Genomic DNA, 26,096 nt, shown 5'->3' on the forward strand with positions numbered 1-26,096 from the left:
AGGGGCGTCACCGGCATCACCGGTGGCGCCCCTCCTCTCGTCTCAGAGCGTGCCGCGACGGCTACTCGTCGTCGGGCTCTCCGCCCGAGACGGTGTCCGTGTCGCCGCCGCCGTCGGAGGTGTCGGTGCCGGTGCCGTCGGGGAGGTCCTCGGTCTTCTCGGTCTTCTCGTCCTCGGTGCCGTTGCTGCTGTCGCTGCTCATCGCCGCTCTCCCTTCGCTCCGGCGCTCTGCCGGGACGACCACTCTCCTCCGCGCCCGACCGGGAGCGCCAGGGGGTGGCGGCGGCGGGCGGAGGCGGACACGATGTGCCGACGCGAGCACAATCCCCAGCGGCGCGGCCCGCGTCTCCGGTTGACTGGGCGCGCACCGCCGATGGACGGCGGCACTCTGGAGGAGACATGGCGAACCACCGATTCGAGCTGCGATCCGGACGCGGGATCGGCGTGTCCGCCGCCGGCGATCCGATCGCCGACCGGCTGGTCGTCCTCTGCCATCCCACTCCCGGCGCGGGCGGCTTCGATCCCGACCCGCTGGTCACCGGCCCGTGGGGACTCCATCTGATGACCCTCGACCGCCCCGGCTACGGCGCCTCCGACCCGGTCGGACCGGCCGACGGCCGCGTGCAGGACCGCGCTGACGATCTCGCGGAGTACCTGCGCCGCTCCGAGCGCACCGCCCGCGTCATCGACGGCGCGCGCTTCGGCAGCGTCGGCGTCGTCGGCTGGGGCTCCGGCGGAGTCGTCGCGCTCTCGCTCGCGGCGCGGCACCCGGACCTGGTCGACCGCCTCGCGATCGTCGGCACGCCCGCGCCGCCGCAGGCCGGCGTGCTGGTGCACTCGACGACGGCGTGGGAGCGGCGCCGGACCCTGCTCGGCGAGGACGCCGCGGGGATCGCCGGCACGCTGCCGACGGACGTGCCCGGACTCGACGCGCTCGGGGTCGACCCGGGCGACCCGGTGCTGGCGAGCCACGGCGGGCTGCGCAACCGCCTCGAGCGGATGCTCGGCGAGGGCTGGCGCCAGGGCCCCACCGGCGCGGCGACCGATCTCGTCGCGCTCCGCGACGGCTCCTGGGCCGACGAGCTCGACCGGGTGACGGCCGAGGTCCTGATCGTGAACGGCGACGCCGACCCTGTCGCGGGCACGGAGGACGCGCGGTGGTTCCGCTCGCACCTGCCCGATGCGCGCTCCGCCACCGTCGACGGCACGGGGCGGCTGGCGCTGGTGCGCGAGTGGCGGCGGATCCTCGACCACGTCGCTCCGCTCGAGCGCGGAGCGCAGGGCCGATGAGCCGCCGCCGCACCGCCCGTCCCGGCCCGCTCGGCGCGGGCCCGCTCGTCCTCGTCGGCGCGATGGCCGTCTCCGGGGTGATCCACCTCGTGCGCCCCGCCGTGTTCGAGCGCGCCGTCCCGCGGGCGATGCCCGGCTCGGCCCGCGGCTGGGTGCTCGTCTCGGGAGTCGCCGAACTCGCCTGCGCCGCCGCGACGCTCCTGCCCTCCACCCGCCGCGCCGGCGGTCTCGCCTCCGCCGCCCTGATGGCCGGGGTCTTCCCCGCCAACGTGCAGATGGCGCTCGACGCCCGTCGCCCGCGCACCCGGGCGATCACGCTGCTGCGCCTCCCGCTGCAGATCCCGCTCGTGCTCTGGGGCCTCCAGGCAGCCCGCTAGGGCGGGCGCAACCCCGAGCGGCACGCGCGAGCGCGCTGCTACCGTCCAGGCATGAGCGACCAGACGGCGGATGATCGCCGAGACCAGCTGACCAGCGCACCGAAGGCGACGGAGGCCGACGCGGCCCCGCGCATCGACGTGACGACCACCCCCGCGGGCGACACCCGCATTGACATCCGCGACGACGCCGACGTGCGCCCGGGCCGCGTCGACGCCGACGGGAACGAGCTCGCCGAGCAGGACGAGGACGGCGCCGATGTCTGAGCTCCGTCGCGCCGCCGTCGTCTACAACCCCGTCAAGGTCGACCTCGAGGCCGTGAAGGCCGCCGTCGCCCGCGCCGAGGAGGCGGCGGGCTGGGACGAAACCCTGTGGTTCGAGACCTCGGTCGAGGACCCGGGAGCCGGCCAGACCCGCGAGGCCCTCGAGCAAGGCGTCGACATGGTGATCGCGGCGGGCGGCGACGGCACCGTGCGCGTGGTCGCCGAGGCGCTGCAGGACTCGAAGGCCTCGCTCGCCCTGCTGCCCTCGGGCACCGGCAACCTGCTCGCCCGCAACCTGAACCTCACGCTCGACGACATCGACAACGCGCTGACCGTCGCCTTCTCGGGCCGGGACCGCGCGATCGACATCGGCGTGATCGACATCGAGACGTCGAAGGGCCGCGACCGCCGCTCCTACGTCGTGATGGCGGGCCTGGGCATCGACGCGAAGATGCTCGCGAACACGGACGACGACCTCAAGAAGCGCGCCGGCTGGCTCGCCTACGTCGACGCACTGCGGAAGGCCCTGCTGGACAAGAACCAGCTCGAGTTCCGCTACTCCCTGAACGGCGCGAAGACCCGCAAGGTGCGCGCGCACACGATCATCGTCGGCAACTGCGGCGCCCTGCCCGCGAACATCCTGCTGCTGCCGGACGCCGCGGTCGACGACGGCGAGTTCGACATCGTGCTGCTGCGCCCGGAGGGCTTCTTCGGCTGGGTGCAGATCATCTTCAAGGTGGTCTGGGAGAACGGAGTGCTGCGCCGCAGCGGCGTGGTCGGCAAGAAGCTGATGGGCCTCACCAAGGAGGTCTCGGCGCTGCGCTACGTGAAGGGCCACGAGCTGGTCGTGCGGCTCGAGCGGCCGCAGGAGATCGAGCTGGACGGCGACCCGTTCGGCTCCACCTCGGCGTTCCGCACCTGGATCGAGCCGGGCGGGCTGACGGTCCGGGTGCCCGCCGCCTGATCCGGCGGCGGCGATCCGGCGGCTGCGATCCGGCGGTCCATGCCGGAGGGCACGGGCCCGCCGCCCGGTCGGGAGGCGGCGGGCGACGGCGAGCGCGGCTGCGGCGCGAGTTCGGGTCTCGCACCCCATGCACGTGCATGGACATGGCGACCCTAGTGCGGATTCCGTCGCGGAGGCAACGGAACGAGCGGAAGAAGGCCGTTTCCCGTTCGGAAACAGGCGATTCTGCTCAGCCCGCCGCGCCGAACGCGACGGATTCCGCATCCCGCTCGCCGGTCCGCCACCGCCGAGGGCCGCCCCGCCCCGGGCGCGGCCCGCGGCCGTCAAGCGGGAGAACCGGACCGCGTCCCTCCACTACGGTTCCCCCCATGGGCTTCTTCGACCGCAACGTCCCCCCGGCGACTCCTCGGGCGACTCCTCCGGCCACTCCCCCGACCGAGCGCCGGCCGACGGTGTGGTCCGACGGGCTCGGGCGCTTCGCCCTCCGCTGCCTCCAGGTCCTCGTCGTCCTGGCGCTCGCGGCGGTCCTCGTCTTCGCGCTGACCCAGCTCACGCTGGTGCTGATCCCGGTGCTGATCGCGATCATCCTGGCCTCCGCGATCCACCCGCTGCTCGCCTGGATGCGCCGGAAGGGCGTGCCGTCGATCCTCGCGACCTGGATCGCGCTGATCGGGCTGCTGGCGATCCTCGGCGCGATCGGCTGGCTGATCACCGTCGCCGTCCGCAACCAGTGGGACGAGCTGGTCAGCAGCGCCTCCGACGGCATCGCGTCGCTGCAGGACTACGTGCAGCACCTGCCGTTCCAGATCGACGAGCAGCAGATCGAGGACGCCCGCCAGAGCGTGGTCGACTTCCTCACCTCGAGCTCCTTCGGCTCCGGCGCCCTCGCCGGGGCGGCCGCCGCCGCGAACTTCGTCACCGGCCTGGTGCTGATGATCGTCGTCCTCTTCTTCTTCATGAAGGACGGCCCGAAGATCTGGGAGTTCCTGCTCCGCCCCTTCACCGGCTCGAGCTACGACCGCGCCAAGCGGGTCGGCGGCAAGACCGTCGACGTCCTCGGCGGCTACATCCGCGGCACGGCGACCGTCGCCGCGGTCGACGCGATCGGCATCGGCATCGCCCTGGCGATCCTGCAGGTCCCGCTGGCCCTGCCGCTCGCGGTGATCGTCTTCCTCACCGCCTTCATCCCGATCGTGGGAGCGACGGCCGCCGGCATCCTCGCCGCGCTCGTCGCCCTGGTCGCGAACGGGCCGCTGGCCGCGCTGATCGTGATCATCGTCGTCATCGCGGTGAACCAGCTCGAGGGCAACTTCCTCCAGCCGGTCGTGATGGCCCGCTCGCTCAAGCTGCACCCGCTGATCGTGCTGATCGCCCTGACCATCGGCACCGTGCTCGCGGGCATCGTCGGCGCCGTGCTGGCCGTGCCGATCGCCGCCGTGGCGTGGGGCATCGTCTCCGTCTGGAACGGCCCCGACCGCCCGGCCGAGCCCGCGCGCCAGAAGCGCGACGAGAGCGTCTGACGCCGACCGCTCCGCCCACGGGATCGTCGGGCCGCGCCTAGGGCGCGCGCCCGATGATCCCGTCGCGCATCGCCTGGCGGCGCAGCGCGATCTTGGTGCTCACCCCGACGCCCTCGGCGCGGTACTTCGCCCGCGCGTTCCGGAGCGAGCTGCGCGCGGCGTCCTGGGTGATGCCGAGCTCGGTCGCCACCTGCTTCAGCGACAGGCCCTCCACGAAGAGGCCGACGATCCGCCGCTCGCGGGCCGTCAACGGACCCGCGCCGCCGCCGCCGAGCAGCGCCCGCGTCTGCGGCGTGAGGAAGCACTCGCCGCGCGCCGCCGAGCGGATCGCCTCGAGGATCACCTCGGTCCGCTCGCTCTTGACCAGGTAGCCGAGCGCGCCCGCCTCCAGCGCCCCCGCGACGGTCTCCGCCTGCGAGTGCGTGCTGATGATGATCGGCGCGGCCCCCGCCGCCGTGATCGTGCGGATCTTCATCGCGAGGTCGAGGTCGTCGCCGAGGTCGATGTCGAGCAGCACCACATCGGTCGGGAAGCGCGGGTGCGCGAGCAGCGCCGTCCAGCTCGAGGCCGTCGCGACGACGCGGATGTCGGAGCCGGAGCGGTTGATCCACTCGGTCAGGGCGCTCAGCAGGATCGGGTGGTCGTCGAGGATGGCGAGCGCGATCCCGGGCGCCTCCGCCGCGACCCCCGGCGTCCCGATCGTGCCGTCGGGGGCGCTCACGCCGGCCTCCCCGGAGCGCGGTGCTCGAGCTCGATCGTCGTGCCCGCGCCCTCCGGCGAGGCGTGGTGCGCGCCGATCTCGCCGAGGATCCCCCACACCGCCGGATCGACGTCGCGCGGACGCAGGCCCGGCGCGCGGAGGACGATCCGCATCGGCGCCGCCGGCAACGGCGCCGGCTCCAGCTCGAGCTCGATCGGCGGACGGCCGGCGCCCGCCTGGGTGGTCAGCAGCCAGAGGGCCGAGAGCAGTCGCGAGCGGTCGGGCGGAGCGAGGGCCGCGGCTGCACCGCGCGGGTCCCGGAGGAGGACCGCCCCGGACAGCAGCGCCGACTCCTCCACCGCGATCCGGAGCCAGGTGCGGTCGTGGCTGCGGGCCAGCACCTCGCGCAGGCGGTCGCCGAGCACGCGGGCGCGCTCCGCCAGCTCGGCGTCGGGGACGGCGTCGCGGTCGACGACCTCCTCGAGCAGCTCCGCGATCTCCGCGTCGACGCGGGCGAGCTCGGAGGCGGCGAGCCCGCCGGGCCCGCTCCCCGGCCCGTCGACCACGCTCTCCGCGACGGTGCGGTCGAGCCCGCGGTGCACGTGCCGCTGCAGCGCGGAGAGGAGGGACGCGTAGACGCCCACCGGTGTCGTGGCGAGCAGCACGTTGCCGACCGCGATGCTCGACCCCTCGCCGGTGAGCACGGCGTGGCCGAGCAGTCCGAGCAGGCCGAGTCCGACGAGCACGGAGATCGCCGTGGTGCTGCGCGACGGCGGCTGGAAGCCGAGCAGCGCGACCACCGTGGCGCCGACGCCGATGCAGACGGTCGGGTAGTAGAGGGGCGCGGGCGCCGGGAGCGCGTAGTCGGCGAACTCCAGCACCATCGCCGCGGCGTCCACGACGAGCACCCCGGTGAACACGCCCCGCGGCAGGTCGCCGTGCCGGGTCACCACGACGACGACCCCGACCGCGAGCGCCACCAGCACCATCGCCCAGGACAGGCCGGAGAGCCAGGTCGCGGACCGGTCGTTCAGCGCCCAGAGGAAGGACGCGAGCCCTCGGACGACCAGTGCCGCGGTGATCGCGAGGAAGCCGACGGCGAGGTAGCTCGCGGTCAGGCGGTTGGTGCGGGTGATCCGCTGGCGGACCGAGTCGAGCGTGCGCGGACCCTGCCCGGCGGCGCGGACCAGCTCGACGAGCGTCCCCTCGCCGGAGCGGCCGGTCCTCGCGGGGGCGGTCATCGCGGCACGCTCAGCAGGACGGTCGTGCCGGCGCCGATCGCGGAGAAGATCCGGACCGTGCCGCCGACGGTCTCGATCCGCCCGACGACCGATTGCGCGAGCCCGAGCCGCGACGTGGGCACGGCGGCGGGGTCGAAGCCGCGACCGGCGTCCGAGACGGTCAGCCGGACCGTGTCGGCGCCCTGATCGAGCGTGATGTGCGCGGTCGTGGCACCGGAGTGGCGCCGCACGTTCTCGAGGCACTCGCCGGCCGCCCGCGCGAGGGCGTCGAGGGCGGGGCCGTCGAGCGGAGGAAGGGAGTCGTCGCCGCCGGGGTCGGAGACGCCGGCGTGCCAGCGCACCGCGACGCCGAGCGCCTCGGCGCGGCGGCCGACCTCGAGGAGGACCGGGGGCACCACGGCGACCTCCCCGGAGACGACCGGGTCGGGTCCGGATCCGTGCTCGGGCTCCGCTTCGGGCCGGTCGCCGGGCTCGGAGTGCTCCAGACGGCGCAGCAGGGCGAGGTCGGCCGCCGCCTGGGCGCGCAGCGTCGTCGCGGGCACGCCCTCGCCGCGGTGCGCCACGAGGGTCAGCGTGGCGAGGATCGTGTCGTGCATCAGCCGGGCCTCCCGGCGGCGCCGCGCCTCGCTCTCGCTGGAGCGGCGCTCGGCGGCGTGCGCGGTCCGCAGGCGGGCGGTGCCCGCGCGAGCCCGCGCGACGCTGGACGCCAGCCAGCGGGCGCCGATGACGGCGATGACCCAGCAGACCACGACGGAGAGGCCGACGAACAGCGACCGGCCCGACCCGAGGGTCGCCGCCATGCCGAGCAGGAGCGCCGGCACGCCCGCGAGCACGGCGGCCCCGATCAGACGCCGGGACGAGCCGATCGCGAGCAGCCCGGCGGGCAGGGCCATCGAGGCGAGCATCGTCACGCAGCTGAGCACGGTGCGGTCGCCGTCCTGGACTCCGGGGCCGAGGAACGCCGCGAGCGCGGCGAAGCCCAGCACCAGACCGGCGATCACGGCCCGCGCACCGCCCGGGCCGGCGCGGAGCGAGGAGAGCTGGATCGCGGCGCTCACGACGAGCAGGAGCGCGCTCGGCAGCACGGCGGTCAGCCCGGTCGGGGCGAGCAGTGCCAGGTGCAGGGCCGACGCGCCGGCGAACACGCCGCCGGCCCGCCGCGCGCAGGCGATGCCGACCTCGATCTGCTCGCGGCGCAGCTCGAGCGCGTCGGCGACGCTGATCGCGACGTCAGGAGTCTGCGCGCTCGGGGTCCGGGCGCCCGGAGTCTCGGCACTCGGCAGCAGCATCGGCACCTCGCCCTGGCGGCGGTGCGCGGGCCGCACCGGTGGATGCATCGTGGCACAGGGCGGCCCGCTCCGAGACGTTCCGCGCAGCGCAGTCGCGCTCGGGCGCTCCTCTCCCGTAGAGTGGGGTCATCTCCTGGGCGATCGCCCGAATTCCATGGCTGAGAAGTCGCACGACGACGAAGAGATTCAGCCCCTGATAGAGACCGCATCGACCGAGTGCATCGCCCTCGGTCAGCCGGTTCGAACGCCCGCCTCATCCGCGGGTACCGCCCTTCACAGGACGCCGCGGAAGCCGTGCCGTTCCTCGTTCGACCCCCGCCTCACCGATACTCTCGGCGAGCGGGACGTTCTCCCCCGCGCAGACGCACTCCCCACGAGGAGCCGCGCTCTCCGCCCCTGATACGACCCGGATCGACCGGCCGACGCGTGTTTCACCCGCAGCGGACGAGCGGAACGGGTACCGCACAGCTGTGCGACATCTAACGACGACCGCTCGCGCGGGCGTCACCATCACGTAAGGAAAAGAAATGCCTACTGGCACCGTTAAGTGGTTCAACTCCGAAAAGGGCTTCGGCTTCATCGCTCCCGACGACGGAGGCGCCGACGTGTTCGCGCACTTCTCCGCCATCGCCAAGGAGGGCTACCGCGAGCTCGTCGAGAACCAGCACGTCGAGTACGACGTCGAGCAGGGCCGCAAGGGCCCGCAGGCCGCGAACATCCGCGGCGTCGGCGAGTAATCTCCGACCTTCTGCGTCAGCGAGCGCCCCGTCCCCCGCGATCCTCGGATCCGGTGGGCGGGGCGTTCGCCGTTCCCGGGCGCTGATCCACCGGGCCCGGCCTCGGCGGTATCCTCGCCTCCATGGGACGACTGATCTACGGGCCGCAGTCACTCGAGATCGACTTCGACGATCGACTGCTCGCCCACCTCAAGGTGGCCATGTTCGCGAAGATGCGGCGGAACGAATCCTTCAGCCTCTCCTGGAGCGAACCGGAGTCGAGCGGCTACGGCCGCAGCTCCGTCTGGGTCCACCCGACGACACCGCTGCACTTCCGCTTCCACGGCGGCCGGCGGCCGGCGCTGAACCGCGTCTGGATCGATGAGCTGATCGCGCACGCGAACGGGACCGGCGAGATGGTGCTGACGCCGGAGCCGGACGAGCGCGACTGAGGGGGCTCGATCAGCGTCGGTCTCGATACGCCCCTTCAGGGCTACTCGACCAGCATGGCGGGGGTGCTGCGCGGCAGCTCGATCAGCGTCGGTCTCGATACGCCCCTTCGGGGCTACTCGACCAGCATGTTCTCGCCGCTCCGCGCGATCCGCGGCAGCGCCACGGTGATCGAGCAGCCCTCGCAGACGGCGCACACCATGCTGATCGAGCAGCCCTCGCAGACGGCGCGCACCATGCTGATCGAGTAGCCCTCGCAGAGGGCGTATCGAGATCGGCCGCACCATGCCCTCGCAGAGGGCGTATCGAGATCCGGCGGGGCCGGCGGGCCGCTCAGACCACGCGGGGGCGGGCGATGTGCACGAGCTCGTCGTGCGGCAGCGCGCGCAGGCGCGACGCGATCTCCTCGCGGGCGGTGGCGTCGACCGAGGCCCACGCGTACTCCTCCGGCCACAGCGGGGTGAGGGTCACCAGCTCGACGTCGCCGGTCGCCAGCTCGAGGCGCTCGGGCAGACCGCCGCCGCGCAGCCCCAGCAGCACGCCGACGGCGCCGTGCTCATCGGTCCACGCCGCCGGAGCCGCGGCTCCCGGCAGCGTCGCGGTGTCGACGCCGGTGCGGCAGCAGACGCCCTGGAGCGCCGCCAGCCGGGCCGCCTCGTAGAGCACGCGGAACTGCCAGTGGTTCCAGAGGTCGGCCGCCGGGATGCCGCGCAGCGCCGACGTCTCGAGGCACAGCTCGAGTCCGAGACCGGTGCCCGGGCTCGCGAGGCGGTCGAAGGGGTCGCTCAGTCCGTCGGTCGCGAGGACCACGGAGGGGCCGCGCTCGACCCGGAGGAAGGCGCGGTGATCGGTGGGCCAGCGGGCGCCGCCGCGGACGCCCGGGTCCTCCGTCGAGACGACGACGGTGCGATCGAGATCGCCGACGCTGCGCCAGAGCTGGGCGCGGTCCTCGGCGACGGCCTCGGCGAGGGCCTTCCGCTCGTCCGGGGTCCAGCGGAGCTCCCGGGTGCGGTTGAACAGCAACGACATGAGACTCTCCGTCCACGCGGCGGGCGTGCCGCGTCCTCCGGAACCGTACGGGTCGCGCCAGAAGGGCTCCTCCGAGCAACCGGAGTAGTTCCTGGACGCCGGACTCCGCGCCGGGAGGGCTCAGCCGAGCGGATCGACGCCGTTCTGCCGCCAGCGCTCGTCCGCGAGCTGACCGGATCCGGCCTCGCCGTCGTGCGCGCCGAGCGGCTCGGCCTCGCGCCGCGCCTCGGCGGGGACGGAGCCGAGCGAGGTGCCCGCTCCCTCGGCGGTGCTGCCGGGGGGAAGCAGTCCCTCCTCGTCCTCGCGGGAGCCGACCTCGTCCTCCGGAGCGTTCTCGGTGCCGCTCTCGGCCATCGAGTCGTAGGGGTGGTCGGGGTCGGCGCTCTCCTCGGGAGTGGTGCTCTCCTCGTTGTCGTCGTCGACGGGCCGGACGTCGTCGGGCTTCTCGACGTTCGCCGAGCCTCCGCTGGTGAATCCGGCGAACTCGGGGCTGTCGTCTGCACTCATGGCGGCCACGGTAGCACCGGGCGGCCAGCGCCTAGGCTCGGGGGACGACCGCTCCGGCGGCGCGACGACGGGAGTGGGAAGTGCGACGACTCGGCTACGAACGGTTCGGCGGGCCGGACGTGCTCTCCTGGCGGGAGGCGCCCGTGCCGATGCCGGGCCGCGGCGAGGTGCTCGTGCGCACCCGCGCGGCCAGCATCAACGCGACCGACGAGAAGATCCTCTCCGGCACCGCCCGGATCATGACCGTCGGCCGGAAGCGCCCCTACGGCTTCGGACTCGACATCGTCGGCACCGTCGAGGCGCTGGGCCCGGGCCGCCACTCCGTCTCGATCGGCGACCGGGTGGTGGGCATGACCCGCGACGGCGACGCCTTCGCGGACGCCGCGATCGTCCGGGACCGCTCGCTCGTGCCGCTCCCCGACTCCCTCGACGACGTCCAGGGCGTGACGCTGGCGATGTCCGGCGGCACCGCGGTCGGCACGGTCGACGCACTGCGGGTCCGCGCGGGCGAGCAGGTGCTGGTCGGCGGCGGCTCCGGGGCGATCGGGAACCTCGTCGTGCAGCTGCTCGTCCGGGCCGGCTGCACCGTCGCCGCGACCGGCTCGGCGGCCTCGGCCGACACCCTCCGCGCGCTCGGCGCCGAGGCGCACGACTACCGGCTGCTCGATCTCGGCGTGCTCGGCGGCCGCTTCGACGCGGTGCTCGACGTGTCCGGGCACCTGCCGGCGAAGGACGCCGCACTCCTGCTCGCGGACGGCGGGCGCTACGCGACGCTCGTGCCCAGCGGCCCGGACCTCGGCGCCCAGGCGGCGGGACTCGTCCGGCGCGACCGCCCGGCGGTCCGCAACCTCATCGTCACGGCGAGCGCCGAGCGGATCGGCCGCGCGGTGTCGCTCGCCGTCTCGGGCGAGCTGACCCCGACGGCGGGAGCGGTGCATCCGCTCGACGAGATCATCGCGGTGCTCTCGCGGCGGGCGCAGGGCACCGACCGCACCCTCGGCAAGATCGTCTTCACCGCCGACGACGCGGCGCCGCTCAGCTGACCGGGTCCGTGCCGACCGGGGCAGCGGACGGGGCCGCGGCCTCGTCCTCCTCCTCGCGCGGCGCCGACCCGCCGAGGGACAGGGTCGCGGCGAAGCCGACGGCCAGGAACGCGGCCGCGGCGAAGGCGGCGAAGCGCGTGCCGTCCGAGAGCGCCTCCCCCGCCGCCCGCGCCACCGCTGCGGTGCCCGGGTCGGCCGCGAGCCCGGCGATCGCCGCGCCCGAGGAGTCGACGACCGCGTCCACGGTGCTGCTGACCTGCGCGGCCGGCAGTCCCTGCTCCTCGAGCGACGCGGTGAGCACGCCCGCCGTCGAGGTGTAGAGGATCGTGCCCAGCACGGCGATGCCCAGCGCGGAGCCGATCTGGCGGGCGGTCGACTGGGTGCCGGAGCCCTGGCCGCTGAGCTCGACCGGCACGTCGCGGAGGACCACGCCGGTCAGCTGCGCGGTCGCGAGGCCGACGCCGAAGCCGTAGACGGCGAGGAAGGGGACGAGCGCCCACCACGGCGTCGCGTCGGTGACGACCGCGCCGATGCCGACGACGCCGACGATCTCGGCCGCGAGCCCGACCCGGACGATCAGCACCGCGGACACCCGGTTGCCGAACGCCCCCGCGAAGCCGGAGGCGACGAACGAGCCGAGCGCGAGGGCGATCAGCACCAGGCCGGTCTGCACGGCCGAGTAGCCGAGCACGTTCTGCAGCCAGATCGGCAGGGCGAGGATGATGCCGAACTCGCCGAGCGAGACGATCATCGCGGCGATGCTGCCGTTGCGGAACGACGCCAGCCGGAACAGGCGCAGCGAGAGCATCGCCGAGCGGCCGGCGCGCTCCCGGGCGCGGGCCCAGAGCACGAACGCGATCGTCGCGAGGACCGCGACCGCGAAGGCCACCGGCACGGGCGAGGGCAGCCACCAGCCCAGGCTCCGGCCCTCGATCAGCCCGAAGACGAGGGCGGCCGAGGCGATCACCGAGAGGAGGGCGCCGACCAGGTCGACCCGGCCCGCGTCGGGCTGCCGCGACTCGTCGACGAAGAGCAGGGCGCCCACGACGATCACGATCCCGAGCGGGATGTTGATCCCGAACGCCCAGCGCCAGGAGAAGTCGGTGGTGAGCCAGCCGCCGAGCAGCGGGCCGACGGCGGTCATGCCGCCGATGGTCGAGCCCCAGACGGCGAAAGCGATCGCGCGCTCCTTGCCGCGGAAGGTCGCGTTGATCAGCGACAGCGTCGACGGGAGCACCATCGCGCCGCCGACCCCCTGCACCACCCTCGAGGCGATCAGCAGGTCGCCGGTCGGGGCCAGCGCCGCGGCGATCGAGGACAGCGCGAACAGCGCGATGCCCACGATGAGCATCCGGCGCCGGCCCCAGCGGTCGGCCAGGGTGCCGAAGGCGAGCAGGAGCGCGGCGAAGACGAGCGTGTACGACTCCTGCACCCACTGCACCTGCGTCGAGGTGATGCCGAGATCGCCGACGATCGACGGGATCGCGACGTTCACGATCGTCGAGTCGACGATGATCGTCGCGACGCCGAGGCTGATCACGACCAGGCCGATCCACCGACGCCGTGCTGCTGCGATGACCATGTCCGCCGCCCTCCTCCGCCCCGGATCCGGTCCGGAGCTCCATTAGTAAGCCAGCTGACTATATGCCTCCGAGCAGGGCGTCCGCCAGGCCGGCGCGTGGAGTGGGGTCGAAGACAGTAGCGGCCCCCGACCCGCCCGACAAGGGCGAGAACCGCTCAGGGAGCGTTCGTCAGGATGGTCGCATGCCCGCATCTCCCCGCTCCTTCCCCTATCCCCTCGGCGTCTCCCTCCGCGGCGACGCCGGCGCGAACGTCGCCGTCTACTCGGAGACCGCGGACGGCGTCGAGGTCTGCCTGTTCGACGAGTCCGGGGCCGAGACCCGCGTCGCCCTGACCGAGCGCACCGGCCACGTCTTCCACGGGATCGTCCCCGGCATGGGCATCGGCACGCGCTACGGCCTGCGCGTCGACGGCCCCTGGGACCCCGCGAACGGTCTGCGCCACAACGCCGCCAAGCTCCTGCTCGACCCGCACGCCACGGCGATCGAGGGCTCCTACGACTGGAGCGAGGACGTCTTCGGCCAGTTCTACGAGGACGCCGACACCCGCAACGACGCCGACTCCGCCGCCTCCGTACCGCGCTGCGTCGTGACCGACCCCGCCTCCTTCGACTGGACCGGCGACGAGGCCCCGCGCATCCCCCTGGACGAGACCGTCGTCTACGAGGTGCACGTGAAGGGCTTCACCCAGCTGCACCCCGACGTGCCCGAGGAGATCCGCGGCACCTACCGCGGTCTCGCGCACCCCGCGTCGATCAAGCACTTCACCGACCTCGGCGTGACCTCGGTCGAGCTGCTGCCGGTGCACCAGTTCGTGCAGGACTCGCACCTGATCGAGAAGGGCCTGCGCAACTACTGGGGCTACAACTCGCTCGGCTTCTTCGCTCCGCACAACGAGTACTCGCACGCCGGCGACGACGGCTCGCAGGTCGACGAGTTCAAGGCCATGGTCAAGGCGTTCCACGAGGCCGGCCTCGAGGTCATCCTCGACGTGGTCTACAACCACACCGCCGAGGGCAACGACAAGGGCCCGACCCTCTCCTTCAAGGGCATCGACAACGGCTCCTACTACCGCCTCGTCGAGGACGACCGCGCCAACTACTTCGACACCACCGGCACCGGCAACAGCCTCAACGTCGCGCACCCCGCGGCGCTGGGCCTGATCATGGACTCGCTGCGCTACTGGGTCACCGAGATGCACGTCGACGGCTTCCGCTTCGACCTCGCCACGACGCTCACCCGCCAGACCGGCGAGGCCGAGGTGCACAGCGCCTTCCTCGACCTGATCGCGCAGGACCCGGTGCTCGCGCCCGTCAAGATGATCGCCGAGCCGTGGGACACCGCCGGCTACCAGGTGGGTGGCTTCCCGGCCGACTGGTCGGAGTGGAACGGGAAGTTCCGCGACGACGTCCGCGACTTCTGGCACGGCGCCGACTCGGTGCTCGGCACCACGGCCCAGCGGATCCTCGGCTCGCCCGACGTCTACGAGGCCGACAAGCGCTCCCCCGTCTCGAGCGTCAACTTCGTCACCGCGCACGACGGCTTCACCCTCGCCGACCTCACCGCCTACTCGCGCAAGCACAACGCGGCCAACGGCGAGGACAACAACGACGGCGAGAGCGACAACCGCTCCTCGAACAACGGGGCGGAGGGCGCGACCGACAACCCCGCCGTGAACGAGCGCCGCGGCCGGATGCGCCGCAACTTCCTCGCGACGCTGCTGCTCTCGGCCGGTGTGCCGATGATCCTCGGCGGCGACGAGATCGCGCGCACCCAGGGCGGCAACAACAACGCCTACTGCCAGGACGACGAGATCTCGTGGTTCGACTGGGAGAACGCGGACCGCGAGCTGCTCGCCTTCACCCGCGAGCTGATCGCGCTGCGGAAGGCCGAGCCGGCCCTGCGGCCGAAGTGGTTCCGCCGCGCCCCCGGCGACGGACCCGAGACGGTCGACATCCTGCGCTCGGACGCGGCGGGCTTCGCCGACGAGGACTGGGACAACCCGGACGCCCGCTCGATCACGTTCGTCTTCCGCGCCGAGGGCAGCGCGAGCTTCGCGCTGCTGCTCAACTCGGCCGAGAACGGCGTCGAGTTCACGGTGCCGGACGCTCCCGGCGCGGAGTGGGAGCTCGCGGCCTCGAGCGACCCCGAGCAGGTGGTCGCGGGTGAGGTCACCACGCTGATCGTCCGCGACGCGTCCTTCACGCTGCTGCGCTCCGCCGCCTCCTGATGACCGGGCCGGGCCGGACCTCGCGGCGCCTGCGCTTCAGCGGGCGCATCGCGGGGTTCGGCACGGCCTCCGGCACCCGGATCGTGCTCGGGATGTGGGAGCGCACGCCGTTCGGCGCGTTCGCCGACGCGATGATCGAGCGTCCCGACGGGCACCGGATCCTGATCGCGCCGACGGACGAGGTGGCCGGGTTCATCGGATCGACCTACTCGTTCGACGAGGTGCTGCTCGCGCCGGTCTCGTGGCGGCGGATCTCCGGCGGCCTCGACGCCGCCGCGGGGCCGCTCGCCGTGTCGCTGCGGCTCGGCGGGCTCACCCCGCTCGGGCGGCTGCTGCGGATCGTCCCGCGACCGCTCGCCGAGCACCCGGCATGGCTGACCGCGATCTCGCCGGTCGCCTCGGTGCTCGTGCGGGGCGTCAGCACCGCGGGCTCGGCCGGCCACGGCAGGCGGGAGTACTACGGGGTCCGTGCGATCCGCCGGATCCTCGAGGTCTCCGCGTCGCTCGGCGGCGAGGACCTCGGCGCACTCGGGCCGCTGTCCCCGCCCGTCCGCTTCGGCTTCTCGTCGGCGCCGGCCGCTCCGGCGATCGTCGACGTCACGACCACCATCACGCTGCCCCGTCCCGGGGCGGCACGAGAGAGAAGGAGCGCCTCGTGAAGAAGGGCGACAAGATCAGCTGGAACACCTCCCAGGGCGAGACCCACGGCGAGCTGGTCGAGAAGAAGACGAAGGAGTTCCAGTTCGAGGGGCAGAAGTTCAACGCCTCGGACGACGAGCCCTACTGGATCGTGCAGAGCGACAAGACCGACGCGAAGGCCGCGCACAAGGAGTCCTCGCTGAAGAAGAAGTAGCGCCGCTCCCCGGCGGTGCGGGGTGCGCCGCCCGGCCGGGCTCTCCGGAGTCAGCCGCCGCGGCGCACCAGCTCGTGCACCCAGGCCAGCTTCTCGGCGATCGCGGGCGTGATCACGAACGGGTAGAGGTCGTCCTTGCCCATCGAGCGGTTCACGCTGTTGAGGGCGAGGGAGAAGCCGTGCCAGCGGGCGAGGATCTCGGGCATCTCCAGGCCCGAGATCCGCTCGGCGCCCGTGGCCTGGACGCCGCCGACGAGCGACTCGGGCAGGCGGCCCCACGGTCCGGCCACGGTGAGACCGACGGTCGCCGTGGTCTCGAGCGCGTCGGCGATGTGCAGGTAGTGCGCGAAGGTCTCGGCGAAGTCCTCCCACGGGTGCGTCGTCGCGTACTGGGAGATGTGGTCGCGGGCCCAGTCCTCGGTGGCAGCGCCGCCGTAGTGCGCGTCGAGCGCCGCGCCGTAGTCGGCCCGCTCGTCGCCGAACAGCTCGCGGAACGCGGGCAGGAGCGGGGTGCCGTCGACGAGCAGCTGCCAGTAGTAGTGGCCGATCTCGTGACGGAAGTGGCCGAGCATCGTCCGGTAGGGCTCGCCGAGCCGCGCCTTCAGCGCTTCGCGGTGCGCGTCGTCCCCCTCGGCGAGATCGACGGTGATCACACCGTCCGCGTGCCCCGTCGTGACGGAGCCCTGCGCCGAGGAGAGGAGCTCGAAGGAGAGCCGGCGGCCCTGATCGACCGGCAGGTCGAGGTGCCGCAGCTGGCGCAGGAGGCGCCGCTTGGCGAACTCGGCGACCGTCAGCTGGCTCAGCGTCGCCGCGTCGTACACCGGCGGCCGGGCGCGGGTCAGGGCACAGGAGGCGCAGGCGCCGCCGGTCCCCTCCGCCGCGAGCCAGGTGCAGTCGATCGTGCCGCGGTAGACGCAGAGCGCGCGCCCCTCGGCCTCGACGAGCTCGTCCGCGGCGACGTCGTAGGCGAGCGCCGTGCCGCAGCGCAGGCACACCGCGTCCTCGAACTCCACCCGCGCCTCGCAGTGCGGACAGCCGAAGACGCGCATGACGGGCGAGCCTACCGGGCTTCAGGGCCGACGAGCCTCAGGCCCCCACGAGCCGCGTCAGCGCCAGGCTGTTGAGGGACACCTGCTGCTCAGCCGCCTCGATGACGAGCCGACGATGCAACCCGGGGGGCATTCGGACGAGGAAGCGACCCGAGTAGGTCCGGTCGCCGAACGCGACAGGTGGCACCTCGCCAGTGTCGGCCATGTCGGCGAGGACCTCGACGACGACGCTCCGGATCCCGGCGAACGCCTCCGACGACGAGTCCGCCGCCCAGGAGAGCGAGGGGAACTCCGCCACGGTGCCGAGGAACTGCTCGTCCTCCTGCGACCACTGGACTCGATAGGTGTAGTGCTCCGCGTCGGTCACTTCAGCTCCCCCTCCCACTTCTCGATCGCCGCGAGCACCTGCTTGACCTGATAGGGCTTCGCCTCTCCCCGGTCGTTCTGAATGTACACCCGCGGATCGCCCGACCAGGGCATCCGGTAGACGCGGTGGGAAGTGCCGCGCTGACGAGGTTCGCCGAAGAAGTGATCGCACACCCTCGCGAGATCCTCGAAGCGCACCCCTCTCGGGTTGCTCCGCATGCGCTGCAGAAGCTTTGCAATCGACGACATCGTCATAGTATCACCGGCGATATCAGACGGAGTGCGTTGCGCGCCAAGCTCCGGAGACCTTCTGGCCAGGCGACAGGGGGGAGCAACCCCGCCGTGTGACTGGTGGAAGGCCGCGGCCGCTCTCCGTGCCGCAGACGGAGCGCTCGATGTCGTCGAAGGTCGATCGGCCGCGAGACAGCAGACCGGACGAACGAGAGAGACGGATCATGAACGTCGAGCAGGTCGCCGAGCAGCTCGGCGTCACTCCGCGCCGAATGCGGGCGCTGATCGCTGCGGGCCGAGTGGAGGCAATCCAGGGCCTCTCCACCGACGAGCCGGCGCGCGCCGCAGGGGTGTCCGTCTCCGACGTTCGACGCCTCGAACGCGGTCTGTCGATGTCGACTCCCTCGACCGCGCGGCGAGTGCTGGACGTGCTGGGAGTCGAGCCGACCGCGCTTCCCGACCTGGACTGTCGATGACGGAACGCCTGGAAGGCAGGCCCGCCGGCGCTGGCACGGCCCCGCCGGACCACCTAGGGCCGGGCGATGCGGATGAGCTTCTTGTTGACGAACTCCTCGAGGGCGCTGCGGCCCATCTCGCGGCCGGTGCCGGAGCGCTTGACGCCGCCGAAGGGCAGCTCGACCGCGTCGCCGAGGACGAGGTTGATCCAGACCATGCCGGCGTCGATGCGATCCGCCAGGCGCAGGGCCTGCTCCTCGTCGGTCGTGTAGAGGTAGGAGCCGAGGCCGAACGGGGTGTCGTTCGCGAGCGCGATCGCCTCGTCCTCGTCGTGGACCCGGTAGAGCGCGGCGACGGGGCCGAAGAACTCCTCGCGGTACGCGTTCATCTCGGGCGTGACGTCCTCGAGGACGGCCGGCGGGAAGAAGTTGCCGGTCACCTCGCCGCTCGCGCGGACGGTCGCGCCCTGCTCGCGCGCGGTGGCGAGCTGCTGCTCGAGGCGCTCGGTGGCGGTGGAGGAGGACAGCGGGCCGAGCAGGGTGCCGTCGGCGAACGGATCCGCGGGCTGCGCCTTCGTGAAGGCCTCGGTGAACTTCGCCGCGAACTCGTCGTAGAGCGCGTCGAGGACGATGAAGCGCTTGGCCGCGTTGCAGGACTGGCCGTTGTTGTCCAGGCGCGCGGCGACCGCGTCCTCCACGGCCTTGTCGAGGTCGTCGGTGGAGAGCAGGACGAACGGGTCGGAGCCGCCGAGCTCGAGCACGACCTTCTTCAGGTGGCGGCCGGCGATCTCGGCGACCGCCGCGCCCGCCCGCTCGGAGCCGGTGACCGACACGCCCTGCACGCGCGGGTCGGCGATCACCGCCGCGGCCTGGTCGTTGCTCGCGTAGAGGTTCACGTAGACGCCGGCGGGGGCGCCGAGCTCCTCGGCGGCGGTGCGGAAGATGTCGGCGATCGCGGCGGCCGACTCCGGGCACTGCGGGGCGTGCTTGAGCAGGATCGCGTTGCCGGCGACCACGTTCGGGCCGGCGAAGCGGGCGACCTGGTAGTAGGGGAAGTTCCACGGCATGATGCCCAGCAGCACGCCGAGACCCGCGCGGCGGACGAAGGCCGAGCCGGTGCCGTCGGCGAGCGCGATCGGCTCGTCCTTCAGGAACTCCTCGCCGTTGTCGGCGTAGTAGCGGTAGATGTCGGCCGCGAAGCCGACCTCGCCCTGCGCCTGCTCGAGCGGCTTGCCCATCTCGCGGACGATGATCTCGGCGAGCGCATCGGCGCGCTCGGCGTGCAGCTCGGCGACGCGGCCGATCAGCGCGGCGCGGGTGGCGACCGGCACGGTGCGCGACCAGGAGGAGTACGCGTCGTGCGCCGAGGCGATCGCGTCGGCGACCTCGGCGTCGGTCGCTCCGGGGTACTCGCTCAGCGTCTCGCCCGAGGCCGGGTCGATGACGGCGTAGGTGCTGCTGCTCATGCGGGGAGTGCTCCTTCACGGTGGTGGGCCGGCGCGGTCGCGCCGGCGGTGTCGTCGTGCTGGGTGGTGTCGCGCTCGGCGCCGTCCTCGTCCAGGATCTCCTGCGCGAGCCGCCGGCCGACGCGGATCGCGCCGTCGACGTGCTGGTAGCCCTCCGCGGCGAGGTCGCTCGAGCCGAAGCGGAGCGGGCCCACCGGCTCGAGCTGGAGCGCGCCGTAGCGGGTCAGCCCGCCGAGGTCGAAGCTCGCGGCGTAGGCGCCCTGCGTCCACTCCTCCGCGGCCCAGTCGCTCTCGTAGTAGACGACGGGGTCGAGCGCGGCCGGGCCGTAGTAGGCGGCGAGCGAGTCGAGGATCGCGGCCTTCCGCTCGGCCTCGGGCAGGGCCAGCACGCGGTCGGCCTTCTCGTCCGAGACGAAGCCGACGAGGGTGCCGCGCTCCTCCCCCGCGTTGGAGTTGTCGTACGCCTCGTGCACGAGGGCGTGCGGGCTGAACGCGGTGCCGGAGAGGCCGTCGGCGCGCCAGAACGGGGTCGCGTAGGTCGCGTGCACCTTGATCACGAGGCCGAGCGACTGGTGCTGCAGCGCCTGCTGGCGGAGCCGGGGCAGGGGCGGGTCGAAGGCGATCCGGTTGACGAGGTTCGGCGGCACCGCGACGATCGCGCGGCGGGCCCGCACCGTGACGCCGTCGGCGCGCACGGTCACCGCGTCGCCGCTCCACTGCACGGAGCGGACCGGACGGCCGAGCAGGACGCGCTCGGCGCTTAGGCGCTCGGCGAGCCGCTCCGGGACCTGCTGCAGCCCGCCGAGGACCCGCTTGTCGAGGATGAAGTCGGCGTCGACGAGGTTGCCGAAGCTGCCCGCACTCGCCGCCATCAGCAGGGCCTGCAGCAGCGAGAACGCGTGCGCGGGCTTGGTGAGCATGGCGTCGGCGATGAAGAGCGCGACGTTGGCGCGCGCCTCGGCGTCGTCGGTCTGCGCCTCGAGCCAGGCGGCGAAGCTGATCCGGTCGTAGTCGTGGGCGAGCGGGTGCGACCACGGGGCGGCCGGGTCGGTCTCGGCGACGAGGCCGTCGAGGATCCCGATCAGCCGCTCGATCTCGGCCTCGGTGCTCGCGCCGCCGGGGAAGATGTCGCCGGTGAAGCGCCGGGCGCCGCCGTCGGCGCCGATGTAGATGCTCTCGCCCTCGCGGTAGCGGGAGTAGGTGGCCAGGCCCAGCTCGTCGAGCGTCTCGAGCAGCGCGGTCTGGTCCGGGGAGACCCACTGACCGCCGAGCTCGAGCATCTGGCCGTCGATCACCCGCGTCTCGAGGCGGCCCCCGACGCGCTCGCGCGCCTCGAGGACGACGACGCTGCGGCCCCGCTCCTGCAGGCGGAGGGCCGCGGTCAGGCCGGTCGCGCCGGCGCCGATCACGATGACGTCGCAGTCGATCTCGGAGGCGACGCCGGATCCGGAGGCGGGTGCGCTGGGTGAGGCGCTGGGCATGACAACTCTTTCCGTCGGTGATCCCCGGCTGTGACGAGGGATTGCGAACCATTTTGGCACGGGAACCATCGAGAAGGGCAGTGCGGGAGCCGACGTCTCGCGATTCCCCTCAATACATAGGCGTGCTATGTTTATGGACGTGCTCGAACCGTCCGCTCCCGTCCGCCTCGCCTCCGCCGCCACCGCGCTCGCGCGGTACGCCGGTCGCTCCAGCGGTGCCACTGGGCTCGGCGCGCAGTCCGGGGCGGTCTGGTCGACCCTCGCCGAGCTGCGCACCGCCTCCCGGATCCGCCTGGGCGAGCTCGCCGAGCGCGTCCGCGTCACTCAGCCGACGATGACCGGCATCGTCGCGCGCCTGGACGAGGCCGGCTGGATCCGCCGCGTGCACGACGAGAGCGACGGCCGCGCCTGGCTGATCGAGGGCACCGAGGCGGGATCCGCGGCGCTCGCCGAGCACCGCCTCCGCCTCGACGCCGCCCTCGCGCCGCTGTTCGAGGACCTCGACGACGACGACCGCCGCGCCCTCGAGCGCGCCGCGGCCCTCGTCGAGGCGCGCGTGCTGCGCGTCGCCGGCTCCTGACGCCCTCCCCGCGCACGTCCCCCTCCCCGCATGTCCCCCTCCCCGCACGACCCCGTCCCGAAAGGCCCCTCCGTGTCCACACCCCACTCCCCCGCCGCGGGCGGCTCGATCCTCCGGCAGCCGCTCGCCGTCTGGGCCGTCGCCTTCGCCGCCGTCATCGCCTTCATGGGCATCGGCCTGGTCGACCCGATCCTCCCGGCGATCGCCGAGAGCCTCGAGGCGACGCCGACCGAGACCTCGCTGCTGTTCACCAGCTACCTCGTGATCACCGGCGTAGTGATGTTCTTCACCAGCTGGCTCTCCAGCCGCATCGGCGCCAAGAAGACGCTGATGATCGGCCTCGTGCTGATCGTGGTCTTCGCCGCGCTCGCGGGCACGGCCGGCAGTGTCGAGGGCGTCATCGGCTTCCGCGCGGGCTGGGGCTTCGGCAACGCGCTCTTCATCTCGACCGCGCTCTCGACGATCGTCGGCGCGGCCAGCGGAGGCTCCTCCGCCGCGATCGTGCTCTACGAGGCCGCGCTGGGCGTCGGCATCGCGATCGGCCCGCTGCTCGGCGGCCTGCTCGGCTCCGTCTCCTGGCGCGGCCCGTTCTTCGGCACCGCGGTGCTGATGGCGGTCGGCTTCATCGCCATCGCGACGCTGCTGCGGGAGGATGGCCCGCGGCCGACCCCGACGCCGCTGTCCGCGCCGTTCAAAGCGCTCGCGGTCCCCGCGATCCGCACCCTCGCCGGTGCCGCGCTGTTCTACAACATCGGCTTCTTCGTGCTGCTGGCCTACACGCCCTACCCGCTGGGGCTGGACGAGATGGGGCTCGGCTTCACCTTCTTCGGCTGGGGGCTGGGCGTCGCGATTACCTCGGTGTTCGTCGCTCCGCTGCTCACCGCGCGGCTGCCGCGCACCGTCGTGCTCCGCTCGGTCCTGGTGCTGCTGGCGCTCGACCTCGTCGCGGGCGGGCTGCTGATCTCGTCGCGGGTCGGCCTGATCGTCTGCATCATCGTCGGCGGCCTGCTGCTGGGCGTGGTGAACACGGTGCTGACCGAGTGCGTGATGGAGGCGACCGACCTGCCGCGCTCCGTCGCGTCGTCCGCCTACTCGGGCGTGCGGTTCCTCGGCGGGGCGATCGCGCCGCCGGCGGCGTCCGCGCTGGCCGTCGCCGTGTCGCCGGCGTTCCCGATGTACGCGGCGGCGGGTGCGGTGCTGGTCGCATCGCTGATCGTGTTCCTCGGGCGGCGGACGCTGGCGCGCGCGGACGCGCACGGGGCGGAGGCGGAGGCCGTCGAGGCCGACGCGATCACGCTCGGCGAGAGCCTCTGAGGCCTGCACGCGGGGTCTCGATACGCCCCTGCGGGGCTACTCGACCAGCATGGGAGCGGTCCGCAGCGAGCGGGCCGCACCCGCTCATGCTGATCGAGTGGCCCGCGCAGCGGGCGTATCGAGATCCACTGTCAGGGGGCGACCTCGAAGAGGCGGGGGCGCAGCGGTGCCGTGCGGGGGTCGGCGGCGCAGGCCGCGAGGGCGGCGGCGAGCACGCCGGGCGCCGGGTGCGCGTCGCGGACGCAGACGTCGACGCCGGCCGGGGTGAACGGCGTCCGCGCGAAGCGGGTCAGCGCCCAGCCCGCCTCCGCGTCGGCCGCGACGAAGGACCACCGGCTGCGGGCGAGCAGCGTCAGCGGCTCGACGCCGCGCCAGCGGAAGCCGTCCGGATCCGCGGGGTCGGGGGCGTCGATCCCGACCACGTACCGCGTCGAGCGCCGGCCGCGCCAGCTGACGACGTCGGCGACCTCGCCGCTCGGCAGCGGCGCGTAGGTGATCGCCACCCCCTCCCGCCCGCGCCAGAGCGGCAGGCTCGAGCCGCGCACGAACCACGTGCCGGTCGCCAGGCGCCTCACCGCAGCGCGTGCTTCACGTTGGAGCGGGCCAGCGCGATCGCCTCGCCCGTGCCGCCGTTCATCACCATCTTCGACATCGCCAGCGCGAATCCCTTCACCTGCGCGCCGGTCACCGTCGGCGGCAGCGACAGGGCGAGCGGATCCGTCACCACGTCCACGAGCACCGGCCCCGGATCGGCGAGCGCCTCCCGCAGCGCCCCCTCGACCTCGCGCGGGTCCTCGACGCGGATCCCCCGGAAGCCGATCGCGGTCGCGACCTGCGCGTAGTCGACCATCGGCACGTCGACCGCGAAGTCGGGGAAGCCGTCGACGAGCATCTCGACCTTGACCAGCCCGAGCGTCGAGTTGTTGAACACGACGATCGTCACCGGCAGCTTGTACGCGGCGACCGTCACCAGCTCGCCCATCAGCATCGAGAGCCCTCCGTCGCCGCTCAGCGAGACGACCTGGCGGCCCGGCTGCGCGAGCTGCGCGCCGACCGCCTGCGGCAGCGCGTTCGCCATCGACCCGTGCGAGTACGAGCCGAGCAGGCGGCGGCGGCCGTTCGGCGTGATGTAGCGCGCCTGCCAGACGTTGCCCATGCCGGTGTCGGCGGTCACGATCGCGTCGTCCGCGAGCAGCACGTCGAGCGTCGAGGCGACCAGCTCGGGGTGGATCGGGCGCTTCGTGGCGACCTCGGTGTACTTCCCGACCACGCCCGTGACGAGCTTCTCGTGCTTCTTCAGCAGCTTGTCGAGGAAGCGGTGGTCCTTGCGCTTCACCAGCGGGGTGAGCGCGTCGAGCGTCGCGGCGACGTCGCCGTGCACAGGGTGGGCCACGCTCACCCGGCGGCCGAGCTTCGAGGCGTCCGTGTCGACCTGGGCGATGACGACCTTCGACGCGTCGGGCAGGAACTGCTCGTAGGGGAAGTCGGTGCCGAGCAGGATCAGCAGATCGGCGTCGTGGATGCCCGCGTGCGCGGCACCGTAGCCGAGCAGCCCCGTCATGCCGACGTCGTACGGGTTGTCGTACTGGATCCACTCCTTGCCGCGCAGGCTGTGCCCGATCGGCGCTCCGACGAGCTCGGCGAACGCGACGACCTCGTCGTGCGCGTGCCGCACTCCGGCGCCGGCGAAGATCGCGACCGTCTTCGCGGCGTCGATCGCCTGGGCGAGCGCGCGGACGTCGGCCTCGGCGGGCACGAGGATCGGCGGCTCCGGCAGCACGAAGGCGGGGAACTCCCCCACGGCCTCGAACTCGGCGACGTCGCCCGGCAGCGTCACCACGGCCACGCCGCGGAGGGCGACGGCGCTGCGCATCGCCGCGTTCACGACCCGCGGGGCCTGCGCCGCCGTGGAGACGAGCTCGCGGTAGTGCGAGCACTCGACGAAGAGGCGGTCGGGGTGCGTCTCCTGGAAGTAGCCGGAGCCGATCTCGTTGCTCGGGATGTGGCTCGCGATCGCGAGCACCGGCGCGGCCGAGCGGTGCGCGTCGTAGAGGCCGTTGATCAGGTGCAGGTTGCCCGGCCCGCAGCTCCCGGCGCACACCGCCAGCTTCCCGGTGATCTGCGCCTCCGCGGCGGCCGCGAAGGCGGCGGCCTCCTCGTTGCGGACGTGGATCCAGTCGATCCCGCCTTTGGCCGAGCCGCCGCTGCGGCGCACCGCGTCGACGATCGGATTGAGCGAGTCGCCGACGATGCCGTAGATCCGGGAGACCCCGGCGTCGATGAGCTGGGCGATGAGCTGGTCTGCGACGGTCTTCTGAGCCATGCCCCCATTCGACTCCACTCGGCTGGGCGGCGCCTGCCGCGCGGGGGGCCTTGTCGGGAGGCGGCGATCGGAGTAGCGGCCTCGATCGGCGGGCGGACGCACCGCACAGGGGGTGCCCGCGCGGGCCCGGCCGCCCCTACCCTGGAGCCGATCTGTCACCGTCACCGCCGCCGTCTGGAGCTCCTGATGAACCGCCGCCGTTCCTCCCTCGTCCTCGCCGCCGCTGCGGCCCTCGCCCTCGGCCTGACCGGCTGCTCGGGGATCAACAGCATGATGGGCGGCGAGACCCGCGACGACTCCTCGGGCGAGATCGTCGAGGGCGGCACGACCGACGTCTTCCAGCTGCGCGTCGGCGACTGCCTGAACGACGAGCTGAGCGAGACCGCGACCGAGGTCACCGACGTGCCGACCGTGCCGTGCACCGACGAGCACAGCTACGAGGTCTTCCAGAACATCACGATGGCCGAGGCCGACGAGTACCCGGGCGAGACGGACACCGTCGCCCAGGCCGACTCCGAGTGCCAGACGGCGTTCGAGAGCTTCGTCGGGCTCAGCTACGAGGAGTCGCAGTACGAGTTCAGCTACTACTACCCGACCGAGGAGAGCTGGGGCAGCGGCGACCGCGTCATCAACTGCCTGATCACCGACCCGGCCGGCCTCAGCACCGGCAGCCTCGCGGGCGCCGCCGCCTGACCCACTCCCTCCCGCTCCCGCGAGATGCCACTTGTGCACGCCTTTCACGGCGTGTCGCGTGCACAAGTGGCATCTCGCGGCGGGGGGA

General features: G+C 73.1%; 30 protein-coding genes. 16 read left to right on the forward strand and 14 right to left on the reverse strand.

All coding sequences use genetic code 11. The annotated features are described in order from the left end of the window. Nucleotides 1-61 precede the first annotated feature (61 nt). The gene (locus HQQ82_RS11220) at nt 62-202 is read right to left on the reverse strand and encodes a hypothetical protein (RefSeq protein ID WP_173233189.1); all 141 of its coding nucleotides are present in this window, start codon (nt 200-202) and stop codon (nt 62-64) included. A gap of 197 nt (nt 203-399) precedes the next feature. On the opposite strand from HQQ82_RS11220, the gene HQQ82_RS11225 reads away from it, so the two are divergent. The 5 genes from HQQ82_RS11225 (at nt 400) to HQQ82_RS11245 (ending at nt 4,412) form a co-directional block, all read left to right on the forward strand. Continuing rightward, nucleotides 400-1,290 (forward strand): alpha/beta fold hydrolase, encoded by an 891-nt coding sequence (locus tag HQQ82_RS11225; RefSeq protein ID WP_173233191.1) that lies wholly within the window; start codon nt 400-402, stop codon nt 1,288-1,290. Further along, entirely contained in the window at nt 1,287-1,667 is a 381-nt protein-coding gene (locus tag HQQ82_RS11230) for a hypothetical protein (RefSeq protein WP_216848531.1), read from the forward strand. The genes HQQ82_RS11225 and HQQ82_RS11230 overlap by 4 nt, the downstream gene beginning before the upstream one ends. A gap of 51 nt (nt 1,668-1,718) precedes the next feature. Beyond that, complete coding sequence (locus HQQ82_RS11235) at nt 1,719-1,931, forward strand: multidrug transporter (RefSeq protein WP_173233193.1); 213 nt, start codon at nt 1,719-1,721, stop codon at nt 1,929-1,931. After that, the gene (locus HQQ82_RS11240; protein WP_173233195.1) at nt 1,924-2,892 is read left to right on the forward strand and encodes a diacylglycerol kinase family protein; all 969 of its coding nucleotides are present in this window, start codon (nt 1,924-1,926) and stop codon (nt 2,890-2,892) included. Before HQQ82_RS11235 ends, HQQ82_RS11240 begins: the two co-directional genes overlap by 8 nt. 368 nt (nt 2,893-3,260) lie before the next feature. Next, a complete protein-coding gene (locus tag HQQ82_RS11245; protein ID WP_173233197.1) occupies nt 3,261-4,412 on the forward strand; it encodes an AI-2E family transporter in 1,152 nt (383 codons plus the stop codon). 37 nt (nt 4,413-4,449) lie between these two features. On the opposite strand, the gene HQQ82_RS11250 is transcribed toward HQQ82_RS11245, so the two are convergent. From HQQ82_RS11250 to HQQ82_RS11260, 3 genes are read right to left on the reverse strand one after another with little or no spacing between them, the layout of a single operon-like run. Beyond that, nucleotides 4,450-5,133, reverse strand: a complete 684-nt coding sequence (locus tag HQQ82_RS11250; RefSeq protein ID WP_173233199.1) for a response regulator transcription factor — start codon at nt 5,131-5,133, stop codon at nt 4,450-4,452. Then, nucleotides 5,130-6,353 (reverse strand): hypothetical protein, encoded by a 1,224-nt coding sequence (locus HQQ82_RS11255; RefSeq protein WP_173233201.1) that lies wholly within the window; start codon nt 6,351-6,353, stop codon nt 5,130-5,132. Before HQQ82_RS11255 ends, HQQ82_RS11250 begins: the two co-directional genes overlap by 4 nt. Further along, nucleotides 6,350-7,678: an ATP-binding protein gene (locus tag HQQ82_RS11260; RefSeq protein ID WP_173233203.1), complete on the reverse strand. Its 1,329-nt coding sequence runs from the start codon at nt 7,676-7,678 to the stop codon at nt 6,350-6,352. The genes HQQ82_RS11255 and HQQ82_RS11260 overlap by 4 nt, the downstream gene beginning before the upstream one ends. A 491-nt stretch (nt 7,679-8,169) precedes the next feature. Between HQQ82_RS11260 and HQQ82_RS11265 the strand changes: the two genes are divergently transcribed. From HQQ82_RS11265 to HQQ82_RS11275, 3 genes are all read left to right on the forward strand, one after another. Further along, complete coding sequence (locus HQQ82_RS11265) at nt 8,170-8,379, forward strand: cold-shock protein (RefSeq protein ID WP_123444803.1); 210 nt, start codon at nt 8,170-8,172, stop codon at nt 8,377-8,379. Nucleotides 8,380-8,501: 122 nt separating this feature from the next. Continuing rightward, a complete protein-coding gene (locus tag HQQ82_RS11270; RefSeq protein WP_173233205.1) occupies nt 8,502-8,810 on the forward strand; it encodes an ATP-dependent DNA ligase in 309 nt (102 codons plus the stop codon). A 54-nt stretch (nt 8,811-8,864) separates the two neighbouring features. Then, a complete protein-coding gene (locus HQQ82_RS11275) occupies nt 8,865-9,059 on the forward strand; it encodes a hypothetical protein (RefSeq protein WP_216848532.1) in 195 nt (64 codons plus the stop codon). An 82-nt stretch (nt 9,060-9,141) separates the two neighbouring features. Here the strand turns inward: HQQ82_RS11275 and HQQ82_RS11280 are convergent, their stop codons facing one another. Further along, on the reverse strand, nt 9,142-9,837 hold the full coding sequence (locus HQQ82_RS11280; RefSeq protein ID WP_173233209.1) for a suppressor of fused domain protein: 696 nt from the start codon (nt 9,835-9,837) through the stop codon (nt 9,142-9,144). 120 nt (nt 9,838-9,957) lie between these two features. Continuing rightward, complete coding sequence (locus HQQ82_RS11285; protein WP_173233211.1) at nt 9,958-10,344, reverse strand: hypothetical protein; 387 nt, start codon at nt 10,342-10,344, stop codon at nt 9,958-9,960. Nucleotides 10,345-10,424: 80 nt separating this feature from the next. Between HQQ82_RS11285 and HQQ82_RS11290 the strand changes: the two genes are divergently transcribed. Further along, nucleotides 10,425-11,387, forward strand: coding sequence for an NADP-dependent oxidoreductase (locus HQQ82_RS11290; protein ID WP_173233212.1), 963 nt, complete (start codon nt 10,425-10,427; stop codon nt 11,385-11,387). Here HQQ82_RS11290 and HQQ82_RS11295 read toward each other — a convergent pair. Then, nucleotides 11,380-12,969, reverse strand: coding sequence for a DHA2 family efflux MFS transporter permease subunit (locus HQQ82_RS11295; RefSeq protein WP_173233214.1), 1,590 nt, complete (start codon nt 12,967-12,969; stop codon nt 11,380-11,382). The two genes, HQQ82_RS11290 and HQQ82_RS11295, sit on opposite strands and share 8 nt — an antisense overlap. A gap of 182 nt (nt 12,970-13,151) precedes the next feature. Between HQQ82_RS11295 and glgX the strand changes: the two genes are divergently transcribed. From glgX to HQQ82_RS11310, 3 genes are read left to right on the forward strand one after another with little or no spacing between them, the layout of a single operon-like run. Then, on the forward strand, nt 13,152-15,197 hold the full coding sequence (gene glgX / locus HQQ82_RS11300) for a glycogen debranching protein GlgX (RefSeq protein WP_173233216.1): 2,046 nt from the start codon (nt 13,152-13,154) through the stop codon (nt 15,195-15,197). Beyond that, the gene (locus tag HQQ82_RS11305; protein ID WP_173233218.1) at nt 15,197-15,856 is read left to right on the forward strand and encodes a hypothetical protein; all 660 of its coding nucleotides are present in this window, start codon (nt 15,197-15,199) and stop codon (nt 15,854-15,856) included. Before glgX ends, HQQ82_RS11305 begins: the two co-directional genes overlap by 1 nt. Further along, nucleotides 15,853-16,050, forward strand: coding sequence for a DUF2945 domain-containing protein (locus HQQ82_RS11310; protein WP_123701627.1), 198 nt, complete (start codon nt 15,853-15,855; stop codon nt 16,048-16,050). Before HQQ82_RS11305 ends, HQQ82_RS11310 begins: the two co-directional genes overlap by 4 nt. Nucleotides 16,051-16,100: 50 nt before the next feature. On the opposite strand, the gene HQQ82_RS11315 is transcribed toward HQQ82_RS11310, so the two are convergent. From HQQ82_RS11315 to HQQ82_RS11325, 3 genes are read right to left on the reverse strand one after another with little or no spacing between them, the layout of a single operon-like run. Then, complete coding sequence (locus HQQ82_RS11315) at nt 16,101-17,099, reverse strand: putative zinc-binding metallopeptidase (RefSeq protein ID WP_173233220.1); 999 nt, start codon at nt 17,097-17,099, stop codon at nt 16,101-16,103. A gap of 37 nt (nt 17,100-17,136) precedes the next feature. Beyond that, nucleotides 17,137-17,466: a toxin-antitoxin system HicB family antitoxin gene (locus HQQ82_RS11320; protein ID WP_173233222.1), complete on the reverse strand. Its 330-nt coding sequence runs from the start codon at nt 17,464-17,466 to the stop codon at nt 17,137-17,139. Next, on the reverse strand, nt 17,463-17,714 hold the full coding sequence (locus HQQ82_RS11325; RefSeq protein ID WP_173233224.1) for a toxin HicA: 252 nt from the start codon (nt 17,712-17,714) through the stop codon (nt 17,463-17,465). The genes HQQ82_RS11320 and HQQ82_RS11325 overlap by 4 nt, the downstream gene beginning before the upstream one ends. Before the next feature lie 206 nt (nt 17,715-17,920). On the opposite strand from HQQ82_RS11325, the gene HQQ82_RS11330 reads away from it, so the two are divergent. After that, nucleotides 17,921-18,172, forward strand: a complete 252-nt coding sequence (locus HQQ82_RS11330; RefSeq protein ID WP_173233226.1) for a helix-turn-helix transcriptional regulator — start codon at nt 17,921-17,923, stop codon at nt 18,170-18,172. Between the two features lie 53 nt (nt 18,173-18,225). Here the strand turns inward: HQQ82_RS11330 and HQQ82_RS11335 are convergent, their stop codons facing one another. Together HQQ82_RS11335 and HQQ82_RS11340 are read right to left on the reverse strand one after the other, a co-directional pair. Beyond that, nucleotides 18,226-19,617, reverse strand: a complete 1,392-nt coding sequence (locus HQQ82_RS11335) for an NAD-dependent succinate-semialdehyde dehydrogenase (RefSeq protein ID WP_173233228.1) — start codon at nt 19,615-19,617, stop codon at nt 18,226-18,228. After that, nucleotides 19,614-21,098: an NAD(P)/FAD-dependent oxidoreductase gene (locus HQQ82_RS11340; RefSeq protein WP_173233230.1), complete on the reverse strand. Its 1,485-nt coding sequence runs from the start codon at nt 21,096-21,098 to the stop codon at nt 19,614-19,616. The genes HQQ82_RS11335 and HQQ82_RS11340 overlap by 4 nt, the downstream gene beginning before the upstream one ends. A gap of 139 nt (nt 21,099-21,237) precedes the next feature. Here HQQ82_RS11340 and HQQ82_RS11345 point away from each other — a divergent pair, with 139 nt between their 5' ends. Together HQQ82_RS11345 and HQQ82_RS11350 are read left to right on the forward strand one after the other, a co-directional pair. Then, the gene (locus HQQ82_RS11345; protein ID WP_173233232.1) at nt 21,238-21,678 is read left to right on the forward strand and encodes a MarR family transcriptional regulator; all 441 of its coding nucleotides are present in this window, start codon (nt 21,238-21,240) and stop codon (nt 21,676-21,678) included. A gap of 72 nt (nt 21,679-21,750) precedes the next feature. Continuing rightward, nucleotides 21,751-22,992: an MFS transporter gene (locus tag HQQ82_RS11350; RefSeq protein WP_367947933.1), complete on the forward strand. Its 1,242-nt coding sequence runs from the start codon at nt 21,751-21,753 to the stop codon at nt 22,990-22,992. Nucleotides 22,993-23,123: 131 nt separating this feature from the next. On the opposite strand, the gene HQQ82_RS11355 is transcribed toward HQQ82_RS11350, so the two are convergent. Beyond that, on the reverse strand, nt 23,124-23,567 hold the full coding sequence (locus tag HQQ82_RS11355; RefSeq protein ID WP_173233236.1) for a hypothetical protein: 444 nt from the start codon (nt 23,565-23,567) through the stop codon (nt 23,124-23,126). Beyond that, nucleotides 23,564-25,315, reverse strand: coding sequence for a pyruvate dehydrogenase (locus HQQ82_RS11360; RefSeq protein ID WP_173233238.1), 1,752 nt, complete (start codon nt 25,313-25,315; stop codon nt 23,564-23,566). Before HQQ82_RS11360 ends, HQQ82_RS11355 begins: the two co-directional genes overlap by 4 nt. Nucleotides 25,316-25,501: 186 nt before the next feature. Here HQQ82_RS11360 and HQQ82_RS11365 point away from each other — a divergent pair, with 186 nt between their 5' ends. After that, the gene (locus tag HQQ82_RS11365; protein WP_173233240.1) at nt 25,502-26,008 is read left to right on the forward strand and encodes a septum formation family protein; all 507 of its coding nucleotides are present in this window, start codon (nt 25,502-25,504) and stop codon (nt 26,006-26,008) included. The last annotated feature ends 88 nt before the right edge of the window (nt 26,009-26,096 follow it).

Source organism: Rathayibacter sp. VKM Ac-2856, assembly GCF_013205055.1.
In the GTDB taxonomy this organism is placed as follows: Bacteria; Actinomycetota; Actinomycetes; order Actinomycetales; family Microbacteriaceae; genus Rathayibacter.